This window comes from Mycoplasmopsis agassizii (genome assembly GCF_002276225.1).
GTDB classification, from domain to species: domain Bacteria; phylum Bacillota_I; class Bacilli_A; order Mycoplasmatales; family Metamycoplasmataceae; genus Mycoplasmopsis_B; species Mycoplasmopsis_B agassizii_A.
This window is the reverse complement of sequence record NZ_NQNY01000006.1, coordinates 38,049-51,480: the sequence shown is the minus strand read 5'-3', so window position 1 is coordinate 51,480 and position 13,432 is coordinate 38,049. Positions and strand designations below refer to the sequence as shown.

8 protein-coding genes are annotated in these 13,432 nt (G+C 27.3%); 4 read left to right on the top strand and 4 right to left on the bottom strand.

Annotated features, from left to right (window positions below; translation table 4 throughout):
• The 3 genes from CJJ23_RS02410 to dcm all read left to right on the top strand — a co-directional run.
• Positions 1–2,238, top strand: a 2,238-nt coding sequence (locus CJJ23_RS02410) for a hypothetical protein (protein ID WP_180738009.1), incomplete at its 5' end; no start/stop codon positions are given.
• A gap of 476 nt (positions 2,239–2,714) precedes the next feature.
• Complete coding sequence (locus tag CJJ23_RS02405; RefSeq protein ID WP_095334784.1) at positions 2,715–5,246, top strand: hypothetical protein; 2,532 nt, start codon at positions 2,715–2,717, stop codon at positions 5,244–5,246.
• A gap of 444 nt (positions 5,247–5,690) precedes the next feature.
• The gene (dcm, locus tag CJJ23_RS02400) at positions 5,691–7,685 is read left to right on the top strand and encodes a DNA (cytosine-5-)-methyltransferase (RefSeq protein ID WP_095334783.1); all 1,995 of its coding nucleotides are present in this window, start codon (positions 5,691–5,693) and stop codon (positions 7,683–7,685) included.
• Positions 7,686–8,157: 472 nt separating this feature from the next.
• Here dcm and CJJ23_RS02395 read toward each other — a convergent pair whose 3' ends face one another.
• A complete protein-coding gene (locus tag CJJ23_RS02395; RefSeq protein WP_095334782.1) occupies positions 8,158–8,949 on the bottom strand; it encodes a hypothetical protein in 792 nt (263 codons plus the stop codon).
• Between the two features lie 223 nt (positions 8,950–9,172).
• Between CJJ23_RS02395 and CJJ23_RS02390 the strand changes: the two genes are divergently transcribed.
• Positions 9,173–9,379, top strand: coding sequence for a hypothetical protein (locus CJJ23_RS02390; RefSeq protein WP_095334781.1), 207 nt, complete (start codon positions 9,173–9,175; stop codon positions 9,377–9,379).
• 68 nt (positions 9,380–9,447) lie between these two features.
• Here the strand turns inward: CJJ23_RS02390 and CJJ23_RS02385 are convergent, their stop codons facing one another.
• The 3 genes from CJJ23_RS02385 to CJJ23_RS02375 form a co-directional block, all read right to left on the bottom strand.
• Positions 9,448–11,586, bottom strand: a complete 2,139-nt coding sequence (locus CJJ23_RS02385) for a S8 family serine peptidase (protein WP_095334780.1) — start codon at positions 11,584–11,586, stop codon at positions 9,448–9,450.
• Positions 11,587–11,945: 359 nt separating this feature from the next.
• Entirely contained in the window at positions 11,946–12,416 is a 471-nt protein-coding gene (locus CJJ23_RS02380) for a dihydrofolate reductase (RefSeq protein ID WP_095334779.1), read from the bottom strand.
• A 2-nt stretch (positions 12,417–12,418) separates the two neighbouring features.
• Complete coding sequence (locus CJJ23_RS02375; RefSeq protein ID WP_095334778.1) at positions 12,419–13,288, bottom strand: thymidylate synthase; 870 nt, start codon at positions 13,286–13,288, stop codon at positions 12,419–12,421.
• Positions 13,289–13,432: the final 144 nt, after the last annotated feature.

Genomic DNA, 13,432 nt, shown 5'->3' with positions numbered 1-13,432 from the left:
TCTGCTACTAAGTTAAATATTATTAAAGCTTTAAGTAGTAGTTTTACAACTTTTATTGATGGTTTCCCTTCACTAGAAATTGCAATTAGTAGTGTTAGTTTTACTGGCGATGTACTTAAAGCTAGTGCTAAATTAACAATTGCAAAAGCTGATGGTACTAATTTAGAACGTGATGTTGTAATTAGAATTTCATCTACAAAAACAACTGATGAAATTACAGCAATTTTAAATCCTAATCCTGAAAAAGATAAACCAACTAAGCCTGATACACCTGTTAAGCCACCTAATCCTATCAAGGGAAAACCAATTTTATATGATACAGTTAATGATCAGGCTTTAATTCAGCAAATAACAAATGAATTAAACGGAAAAACATTTTCATCAAAAGATACAACTGTTAAAACAGGAATTGTTTTTGCTAATTTCTTATTAGCAGGTGATGATAAAGATAAAAAACTAGAATTATTAAAACAATATGTTGATTTACCTGAAAAACTAACAGCAAATTTAGTTTTATCAATGGTTTTAGCAGAACCAAAGCAACATAGTAATGCTTTAACAGTTGAAATTATTTTGAAAATAAATTCGCAACTGGGTGTTGTAGTATTTTCAATTGATGACTTTTTAGATACAGAAAAGGAATTTAGTGATTATTGAAAAGCATACACTGAAACATTAAAAACCAATCCATTAACTATTACAGATAAAAGAACTGCTAAGGGTTTTTATGATCTAATTAAAGAAATGTCTTTTGCAAATCAACTTTATGCATTAGCAAAAGTTGTTAGTGCAGATGATGCTAATTCTTTAGCTGCTTTTGCAGAATTAGCACAACCATTACCTGCTAAATTTGCAGCAACTTCTAAAAACGAAATTACTTTAGTAGATGCAAAAACAAATGAAACTGCTGGTTCTTTATTAGTGACAACTAGTGTTACTTTTAATTCAAAAACTTACACTGCAACAAATGAAATTAAAGGTTTTGTTAGTGCAAATGAACAAGCAGATTCTGAACCTGGATTACCAAATTGGGTTAAAAAAACTGAAGAAGAAATTGCAAAAGAAGATCAAGCAGCCTTAAAAGATATTTTGAGCAAAATGCCTTCATTTATTCTAAAATCAAATATTGGAATCGTTGCTTTCATTAAAAAAATAAATGCTATCAAAAACTCAAGTAAATCAGAAACTGATAAACAAACTGAATACTTAAAATTATTAGCAGAATCATCAGTGAACGCAGAATTAAGTGATTTATTAACAAAAGCAAAAGCAAATAAATTAGTTTTTACATATGATATTAATGCTAAAAATGCCAATAAGATTTTAGGTCTGAATTTAGATGTTCATTTTTCAGAAAATTCTAATATTAATGTAAAGGTGGATAACTTAAATATTTTAGGTACAAAACGTTATGAAGACTTTACTGATCAAACAAATGCAATTGATATTGCAATACCCGGAGTTGAGATATTCGACTTTATTGGACTTTGAGTAGAATATGATCTAGGGCAACCTCCATCAATAGCAAATGATCGTAAACTTTTAGCAAATATAGTAAAAACAGATATAGGTGCTTATTTATTTAATTTAAACTGAACAGGAGTAAAAATTTCAACTCTAGGCCCTAATGAACTTAGACCTATACTAAAAGTTCATATAAAAATTAAAGTTAAAGAAAAAAATGCACAAGGTGTAGATAAAGATGTTCTAAAATCAATTTACTTTTACATAAAATTTGATAAGGGATATTCCCCTAAAAGCAGAAGCTACAACAATATTAAACCAGATAATATTAAACGTTCACAAGAAGCTGTATATTTCTTTAATTTAGTAACTAAATATGGTTGAATCAAATCAAAATGAATGTCACTTGCTTTAAAATATAATCAACATGAAAACGAAAGAATGTATTTAGGTAAACAAGACATTTGAGCACCATTATGATTATTAGAAACACCTGCATCATTAAGAAGTATCGGTAAAGATGGAGTGTATAAATTATTAATGCAGCCTGAATATAACCGACTGTATTTATTTGCTGCAGATGCTCCAACTGACTTTTTCAACAAAGCAGGTTTTGGTGCAGAAATTGTCATGATCGATAATAATGGTAATGCAATTCCATATAAAAGAGTAGAAACTACGATCCACTACTTACATTACGATCATTTAGCTTATACCTTACAATATGAATTCTATAACCATGACCTATATCACTATGGTGTAGTTTACGATTAAAAATTAATATACAATTCATTAAAATAATAATATTACTTTCCTTAAATTGTAAAAACCACTACTTAAGAAATTTTGTGGTACATATTACAATTTAGGGATTTTGTTATGCTTTAACAAAATTCTATTTTTATTAAATAGATTTTCTCATTATTTCACTATAAATTTTGAGTTATATCCAAAACTATGATTAAATAGATTAAACCTACCAATATCAGTTTTATACACATTTTCCTTACCAAAGCAACTCAGTTTATTGATATTCAAAATTTAATTACTTTTTTCCAAAAAAAGTTTTTTGGTTTTTAAATATGCCATAAAAATAACTTTTTGGATAAAACTGGGTCTTACAAGATTATTCCATAAGCATATTTTCAAAAAAATTTAAAAATTTGCAAACAGATTATATTTTGCAAAAAAGCATGTATTATGGTAAAATTTACATGAGAAAAAATACATATTCTTGTAAGGAAATATATATGAAAAAACGAACTTTAATTATTGGTTCAGCGCTTGCCTCTGCCGCTTTAGTAGCAGGGGCAGGTGTTGTTGCTGGTGTAGTTATCAGCAAACAACAAGGACCGCTAATCACTGATCCAATCCAGAACTTATTGCTAGCGAAATTTAAAAATATTAATGAAAATGGTGGAACATTAGTAATTAACAAAAACGAAGCAACTTCAACAGGTGTTTTAACTAGCGAAGAAGCGCTTGAATTAGTTGCTAAAACTATTTCAACAACTATTTTTGCTAAAGGTCAAACAGAAACAGATTTTGCTCAAGTTGTTACAAGTTTAGAATCAACTACTCAAGCTGCTACTAAGTTAAATATTATTAAAGCTTTAAGTAGTAGTTTTACAACTTTTATTGATGGTTTCCCTTCACTAGAAATTACAATTAGTAGTGTTAGTTTTACTGACGATGTACTTAAAGCTAGTGCTAAATTAACAATTGCAAAAGCTGATGGTACTAATTTAGAACGTGATGTTGTAATTAGAATTTCATCTACAAAAACAACTGATGAAACTACAGTAATTTTAAACCCAAATCCAGGTGGTGAAAATCCTGCAAACCCTTCTACTCCAGAAACACCTGGTTTAGATGAATCAGTTAATGACCGTGCATTAATTAAAGAAATTACCGATGCATTGAACGGAAAAACTTTTGAATCAAAAGATAAAACTGTAAAAACAGGAGTTGTTTTTGCTAACTTCTTATTAGCAGGTGATGATAATGATAAAAAATTAGCATTATTAAAACAATATGTTGATTTACCTAAAAGTTTCACAGCAAATTTAATTTTATCAATGGTTTTAGCACAGCCAGCACAATATAGCAGTACTTTAACAGTTGAAATTATTCTAAAAAGAAATGCCCAACTAGGTGTTTTAGCATTTTCAATTAATGACTTTTTCAATACTGAAAAAGAATTTACTGATTATTGACAAACATATACTGAAACATTAAAAACTAATGCTATGAATGTTACAGGTAAAAGAACTGCTAAAGGTTTTTATGACTTAATTAAAGATATGACATTTGCAAACCAACTTTATGCCTTAGCAAAAGTTGTAAATGCAGATGATACAAATACTTTAGCTGCTTTTGCTGAATTAGTAACACCACTACCTTCTAAATTTGCAGCAATTACTAAAAACGAAATTACTTTAGTAGATGCAGAAACTACTACAAGTGCAGGTTCTTTATTAGTAACAACTAGTGTTACTTTTAATTCAAGAACTTACACTGCAACAAACGAAATCAAAGGTTTTGTTAGTGCAAATGAGCAAGCAGATGCTGAACCTGGATTACCAAATTTGGGTGAAAAAACTGAAGAAGAACTAGCAAAAGAAGATCAAGCAACCTTAAAAGATATCTTGACAAAAATGCCTTCAATTTCATTAAAATCAGATATTGGTATTGTTGCTTTCATTAAAAAATTAAACTCAATTAAAAATTCAAGTAAATCAGATACAGAGAAACAATCTGAATACTTAACATTATTAGCAGAATCATCAGGAAACACTGAATTAAGTGCTTTATTAGCTAAAGCCAAAGCAACTAAATTAAACTTCACAACTGATATTAATGCTAAAGATGCAAACAAAATTTTAAGTCTTAGTTTAGATGTTCATTTTTCAGATGATACAAAAATTAATGTAACTGCTGATAACTTAAATATTTTAGGTGTTAAAAGTTTTGATGATTTTATCGATCCAGAAAACCCAATTGATATTGCACTACCTGGAATTGAACTTAAAAACTTCATTGAGGTTGAGAGAAATGTTAGTTTAGCAGGACCACAACTATTACAAAATGATCGTTCTATGTTAGCTAATATGGAACAAACTGATCTTGGTGCTTATTTATATAACTTACCTTGAACAGGTATAAAAATTTCTCCGCCTACTGACAAAACAGTCAACGACAGACTAAAAGTTGTCTTACAAATTAAAGTAAGAGAGAAAAATGCTCAAGGGGTTGAAGAAGATGTTTGAAAATTAGGTTACTTTAACTTGAAATTTACAAACCCACTTGAATATAAAAACGTTTCAATTGAAAACTTTACACGTGCAGTTGAAGCAAACTTCTTTTTCCATTTAATGACCAATTATGGTTGAATTAAATCAAAATGAATGTCGCTTGCTTTAAAATACAATCAACACGAAAATGAAAGAATGTATCTAGGTAAACAAGACATTTGAGCACCATTATGATTATTAGAAACACCTGCTTCAGAAAAATCAATAGGTAAAGATGGAGTGTATAAATTATTAATGCACCCAGAATATAATAGATTATATCTATTTGCTGCAGATGGACCAAGTGATTTCTTCAGTAAAGCAGGATTTGGTGCAGAGATTGTTATGTTTGATAATGATGGTAAAGCAGTTCCTTATTTAAGAGCTGAAAATACAATTTACTACTTACATTACGACCATTTAGCTTACACTTTACAGTATGAATTCTACAACTACGATTTATATCACTACGGTGTAGTTTACGAATAAAATCAAAATACGAGTCATTAAAAACTCGTATTTTTTTATTGACTTTTCAAATATTTATAATCAACTCAAACTAAAAAATGCCTTCCTCGAAAAATATATTAATTTCATTAAAAACTAGTGACCTGTACTATGTTTTGGAACATTTTATTCTGAGACTATATACAGGTTAACAATTTTAAAAATTACTAAAAACATATACATGTTGCGTATTTTTTATGTAAATTAAGTATTTAAAAATCGTTTGTTTTCTTGACGGTTTTGTATTGTCATAAAAATATTAAAATTAATCCAGTTGATATTTTTCATAATATTGATACTATTAATCATTGCTTAATAATTGTTTTGTTTTAATACCAATACAATCGGTTAAATTATCCGCATTTTTCTTAAATTATTGCGGCTAAAATGTTATAATTAAAATAGCAAGTTCTTTATCGAGGTAATATGAATAAACTAAAAGTTATTGATTTATTTTGTGGAGTTGGTGGTTTTTCATATGGCTTTGAAATGACAAATTTATATGAAGTTGTATTAGGTGTTGATATTTGAGAAACTGCCTTAAACACATTTAAAAAAAATCACTCTTCAACAAATCTTTTATTAAATGATATCACTAAAGTTGAACTTAGTTATTGAGAAAAATATAAAAATAAAATAGATGTAATAATTGCAGGTCCACCATGTCAAGGTTTTAGTATGTCTGGAAAACGCGAAATAAACGATGTAAGAAATACACTATTCGAACAAGTAGTAAATGTTGCTGAAATAATTGAGCCTAAATACATTGTTATAGAAAATGTTGTAGGTCTTTTATCAATGAAAAATGATCAAGGTGAAGATATTAAAGAACTGATTCAAAAAAGTTTTGAAAATATTGGTTATAGAGTTAATTATAAAGTATTAAATGCTGCAGATTACGGAGTACCTCAATCTAGAAAAAGAGTAATCTTTTTAATTAGTAAGAACTATCCTCTTGACTTTCCAGACCCAATTTATGATAAAGAAAATTATGTTACAGTAGGTGATGCTCTAGGGAATGTAGATCCTGATGGTGACATATATTTTTGTCCTTCAACAAAATATCAAAAATTAATGGAAGGTAATTCAAAAATAACTAACCACTCCAGAAGAATCTCAAATGAATTAGTAACTAAAAGAATGTCATATATACCACAAGGTGGTAATTGACAAAATATACCAATTGAACTAGGCACAGGTGGAGGAACTCATTCAAATGCTTATAAAAGATTAGATTCAAACAAACCATCAATAACAATTAAACACGCAGCAAAAGCAATGATTATTCATCCCTTAAAAGACAGAATTTTAACAGTTAGAGAAGTTGCAAGATTACAATCCTTTCATGACAATTTTGAATTTACAGGTTCTAATTCTGATCAGCATCAGCAACTAGCTAATGCTGTTCCGCCATTATTAGGTAAAGCAATCGCTGAACAAATATATAAAAACATTTCATTTGAAAATGAAACTCAGTTAAAATTTATCGACCTATTTTCAGGTTTAGGTGGTTTTAGATTAGCCTTTGAAAAAAATAATTGTAAATGTGTTTTTAGTTCTGAAATTGATAAGTATGCAGTTGAAACATATAAAGAAAATTTTAATGAAACTCCTAAAGGTGACATAACAAAAATTGATTCAAATGATATTCCAAATCACGATATTTTATGTGCAGGTTTTCCTTGTCAATCTTTTTCAGTCGCAGGAAAAAGACTTGGTTTTAATGATGCAAGAGGAACACTATTTTTTGAAATTGCAAGAATTTTAAAAGATAAACAACCTAATGCATTTATTTTAGAAAATGTTAAAGGAATTATTAATCATGATGGTGGAAAAACTTTGGAAACGATTTTAAATATTATTAATGATTTAGGTTATTCATATCAATATAAAGTTTTAAATTCCAAAGATTTTGGAATTCCCCAATCTAGAGAGAGATGATATTGTATTGGTATCAAAAACGGATTAAATGTAACTGCAGAGGATTTTGTTTTTCCTACAAAATCAGAAAGAAAAATCAATTTAAACCAAATAATAAAACCTAATAATGACCCAAAATATCGAATAACTGAAACAGCTAAAAAGAATATTGATTTTTTTATTACCAAAAAAAATGTAGAAGTTAAAAATAATTCTTTAGCATATGAAATTAGACCTTCAAGATGCCAATTTAAGCTGGATGGTATTGCGCCAACCTTAACTGCAAAAATGGGTACAGGTGGCAATAATATACCAGTTGTGATAAATCAAAATAGAAAATTAACCGAAGGAGAATGCTTACAAATAATGGGTTATCCAAAAAGTTATAAAATAAAAAAAGGATATCAATCTTACAAACAAATAGGTAATAGTGTTGTAGTTCCGGTGATTGAAAAATTAGCAGAAGAATTAGTAAGAATCTTGAAAACAAAAACTATATAAACTAAAAGAAATAACAAAATTAGTAAAACCTTGTTATTTATTCAGACTACTATCTTTTTTTGTGTAGGTTTTAAAACAATTTTATAACATTTTGATATTTGTTTGGTAAAAATCGATCAGATAGACCAAACTTTGTTTTAAGAATTTCTGTCAAGTTGTTGTTATTCTAGAAAAAAATAATTTATATTTTCACTGTAGGCATTAATACATTCTTTTAATAAACTTTCATTATTTCAAATTCTTATCTTGTAATAATTTTTGGACAATTGTTAATCTTGGTCTAAATAATAAATATTCTTTCATGAATATTGCTTTCGAATTGCACTTTAGCTATTTCCCTAGTAAAAATATATACTTTTTCACTTTTTGCGATTACTAAAAACATATAGATATCAAATATTTTAATTTTATATTAGTTAAAGATTTAAAAATCAGCAATTTTAAAAACTGCTGATTTTTTATGTTGAATTAGTTACTCCAAATCTGAAATAGATAAGTTTATCTTAACTTCTTCTAAATTTGACAACCTACTTTTATTAATGGGCATAAAAAGTGTTGCGCTCATATTCGGAAGTTCAATCTCTATTGGAATACCTTTTTCTTTATTTTTGTTTGAAATGAATTTAATTTCTTTTTTTGCGTTATAACCAGGATCTTGATTTGCCACATATTCTCTTTTCAAAAGTTTTATGTTAATATTATTACCAGAAATCTCACTGTAATAATCATCAATGAACCTCGAACTACCTTGCTTGAAATAATGAATCCAATCAAGAACTGATACGATTGTTAAAACGTTATTTTGAAAAAAATTATCGTCAAAATAACCTTTAAGCCTACCAAATTCAATTAGTGCGTTTTTATCATTTTCCATGTTAATCAAATATGATTTTCTAGATGTATCTATAAGATTGTCAAATTCAATTTTTGATTTTATTAATATTTCTGAGTATGATTCATCTATTTCATTACTAAAAGTATTATCTTTTATTTTTATTCTATTTCAACCTTCACTGTATTGAGATAGATCAATGTTTAAATATGAACTTGCACTAATTATTCTTTCACTTTTTAATGCTTTAATAGATGTATTCCAATACTTAGAAATCTTATATTTTTCATTATTGTTTATACCAAAATCACTGTTTTTTAATTCATAAAGAACAGGTGTAAAAGTATGTGGATCAAAACTTCTATCAACTTTATCGTAAGTTATCTCAATTTCTTTTTCATTTTTTGCAACATTATCTGGATATTGTTTCAATGAAATATTTTTAAGGTTTGTTACATTGGCATTTTCAAGAAAATAATCTATGCTTTTAGTTGTAACTTTTGCACCGATAAAACCACCATAGTCAATTATTAAACTGTGTTCTTTAAAGAAAGAATCAGAATAAAATTCATCAAGTTGTTCAATTGCTTTATTTACAATGAGTTCAAAATCAGCAAGGGATTTCGAAGTATTTTCCTCTTTTTTTTGGTATTTTATGAAATCATTTTTTCATGAAATAATGGTTTCTTTTAAAAGTGTCTTATTATTTATAATTATTGGTTCTTTAAAAGAATTACCTTGATGGTTGTCATATTTTTCAAATAAATATTCAAAATATGATTTTCCTAAAGCTGTGTATTTAACTACTTTTTTATCGTCTAATTTTGCTAAACCTTTAGCTATATTTATAGGCTCTTCATAATTAAGACACGAAACAAATGAAGTTGATGCTAATGATATAAATAGAATTCCTGTGATTAATAATTTTTTTTAGTTAACCACATAGGTTACTGCGCCTATAGTTCTTTCGCTACTTACTTTTCCATGTTTGTAAACAACTATTCTATATCTACCACTTTCAGTAACTTTATGTCTTATGAATTCTACATTGCTATAAGATGAGATTGAAGACACTACTGTATTTCACTGTCCTGAAGATGAGTTATATTTTTCTAATTTAAGGTCTATATCAATAGGTGTATATCAACTATTTCCAAATTGTTTCTTCATTGTTTCAATTGATTTTCAATTTGCTTTATCATATTTATTAGATGATAAATCACTTAAAGAATTATTATACTCCTTTAGTTCATCTAGATGTTTTTGTCTTTTTTGTTCTCATCTTTTTACATCTTCTTGAAATAGTGAATATTTACCTAAATAACCAAAAGATCCAAAAGGTACGAAATTTAATCAATTTCAGTCTTTTATTCAATCAGGTCTTTTATTAAAGTCCTCTGGCTCTACTGGTTTTCCTTCTCCAATATCAATATAACCTGCATTAAAAAGTCAGGCGGTTGAAATATCTAAATTATCATTTTTATTTAAATATATCTCTTTAGATGTAAAATTTTGGAAATTGTATGAATCAATAAAACTTACGTTATCGGCTGCTTTTTGCATTTTTTCATAATTAATTAATCCTGCACCAACTTCATTATTCAAGCCGTTTGTTTTATTTTTTGCATAACCTTTCATTTCTTTTGAGCCTGCTGTAAGAACAGCTAACATGGCAGCGGGTTTTTTAAATAATTTTGGGTTATGCCTTAGTAATGTTGTAATCAAACCTGTAACAATTGGTGCAGCAAAACTTGTTCCAGAATGAGTAAATCTTACCTCATTAAATCTTGTGCCGTGCTCAGTTGAAGAAAAAGCAAAATTTTCTCCTGGAGCTACTAATAGAGGTTTAGTTTGTATTTTTGGGTCAGGTGTTTCGTATTCTGAAAAATAACTTCTTTTTTTACCATCTTCAGTAGTTGATCCAACTACAACCGAATTATGTGAAAGAGCAAAAGAATTAATGCTTCTGTACTTTTGGTCTTGGTCGTCATTACCTGAAGCAATTACGTTTATTATTCCATATTTTCTTGCAATAAAATCTAGATAGTAGGCTTGTTCGTTATAACCAAATTTACTTAAATCACTTCTTACTGTATCCATAGGAAGTCTAACTTTTCAACTATTATTAATTACTGAAACTCCATTTTTGATCATCCAGTCAATTTTTCTTATTCATGTAGATAACAAATCTTTTCTTTCTTTTCCAGAAAGAAAATGAGGTTGTTTTTTTTGATAAGTTGAATAAATATCAGTAATATAGTTATCTATACCATTTTTACCAGTAATAACTGATGCAACCTTGTCAGCATGGTCACTAGATCCACGACCTAGTAAGTCGACCCTTTCATTTGTTTCTTTATCAGTTAATTCATAATAATGTATGTTTTTAACACTTGAATTAATAAAATTTGGATTATTTCTATAGACAGTTGCATTTGCCTCGTAAACACCAACTTTTATTTTTGGTTTATGTGAGTTAATTATTCTACCATTAGCATTATTATCTTTTACCATTTGGTTGAACACACTGACTGTTTCGAATATTTTTTTGTTCATTTCATGATATTCAATACCATTTATAGTTGTTGATGTTGAATAAGAAGAGTTGCTTATAGGTTCTACATCAAATGTTGCTTCTGTTTCAAATGAAGTTACTTTTATTGTTTTTTCATTTAGTGCAAGTTTTACTAAATTTAATCCTAAATTTTTTCTATTTTTGAAAGTAAAAGTAACAAATGGTGAGGTTTCACTTTTTGTTATATTTGCAATATCAACAAGTTCTTTTGTAATAATATCTACAAATTTTGAATTTTGGCCTCCATAATATTCAACTAATTGGTCGAAAGAAAGTGAATCATTGCTGTTTTCACTTAGTCTAACCAAAACCTCGACAGGTTGATCAATGTTTTTTTCTCAATCTTCTTGAGAATAACCAATGCGTTCTATTTTAAAAATAGTATTTAAGAAGGTTGAATCTTCAATAAATTGTTGTGTAACAGGTGTTAATGTTTGTAACGGTACTGCTGCAACACTAACATTGTTAAATAATGTAAATAAAAATTTTTTCATTTTTATACTCCTTTAATAAATAATTATATTTTAAGGCTATATTTAACAAAAAATTAATTTTTAAATAGGTATGAATAAAAAACAGTAAAAGGTTTTGAATAAAATCAATTTTTTGTTTTTAATTTATAGCCAACTTTATATTAGCAAAATTTAAATAAATTTACAATTTTTTTTAATTTTTTTTACACATAATTTGAAGGTTCACGTTTTTAAACGATATAAAAAATATATAAATTGTCAAAATTTTTATTTTTACATTAAAAAAAATGAAACAAGGCATAGGTTTCATCTTTTTAATAACTAAATTTCTAAGATTTGTATTTTATGATTAATCAGCAACAATTACTAAGTTAACTGATTTATTTTTTAACTCAATATTCCACAGCAAAATCTGCATAATCATCTTTATGATCAAGTTTAAAATTATCTAAATTAAGATTTAAATAAACATCTCCTTGATGCTTATGTTTAATTCGTGAAATGATTAATTCACTTGCTTCATTAACATAACGTTCATAAATACTTTTGCCACCTGAAATAAATAAAATTTTATCACTATTTCTAAATTCATTAAATAATGAATTTAGTTCTTGATCATTATGAATTACTTTATGAGCTTTATCTAGACCTTCATCAGTAGTTGATAAAACATAATGAAAACGATTTTTTAAAACTGCAGGCAAACCTAAAAAAGTAGTTCTTCCAAATAGTAAATAATGATTTAAAGTAGTATTGCGAAAATGTTTAAATTCTTCGGGATAATGTCAAGGCATTTTATCTTTATTACCTATTAAATTGTTTTGTCCTACTGCTACTATTAACTTAATCATAATTAAACTGCAACCTCTGCTTTAATTTTTTCATGTGATTGATAATCAAGTAATTTGATATCTTCATAAGTAAAATCAAATAAACTTTTAATTTCTTTATTTAATTCTAATCTAGGTAGTTTTAAAGGTGTTCTACTTAATTGTAAATCAACTTGATCAAGGTGATTTAAATAGATATGACTATCACCAATTGTATGAATGAATTCACCTACTTCTAAATTACTTACTTGGGCCACCATTGCTAGTAAAAGTGAATAAGAAGCAATATTAAAAGGTACACCTAAAAATAAGTCTCCACTTCTTTGATAAAGTTGCAGTGATAATTTATTATCACTTGAAACATAAAATTGAAAAAATGCATGACAAGGTGGCAATGCCATATCTTTAACTTCTACAGGGTTTCAAGCACTAACTATAATTCTTCTAGAAAAAGGATTATTTTTTAAATCATCCAGTGCATTTTGAATCTGATCAACACCAAAAAAAGATCTTCATTGTTTGCCATAAACTGGACCTAGTTCACCATAGACTTTAGCAAATTCTGCATCATCTTTTATTTTTTGAGCAAATTCTTTTAAGTTTTCACCTTGATAATCTTTTGATTTTTTATAAATTTCATAAGGTCATTCGTTCCAAATATTGACTCCATTATCAACTAAAAACTTAATATTTGTATCACCATTAATAAATCAAAGTAGTTCCATAACAATTGCTTTTCAAGCCATTTTTTTAGTTGTTAATAAAGGAAAACCGTTATCCAAAGGATAACGAGTTTGCGTTGCAAAAACACCAATTGTACCTGTATTGGTGCGATCTGAACGCTTTTGTCCCGTCTGTTTTACATGTTTTAATAATTCTAAATATTGCTTCATAAATACCTCTTTAATTCTTACTTATTTTATTTTATTGCAAAAGGCTTCTAAATTAAAATTAATTTAGAAATATTAATTTTGAAGAATCTAGAGTTAAAGTTCTTAATGATTATTGCTAGTTTTAAAAATAAGGTTTTCTTATTT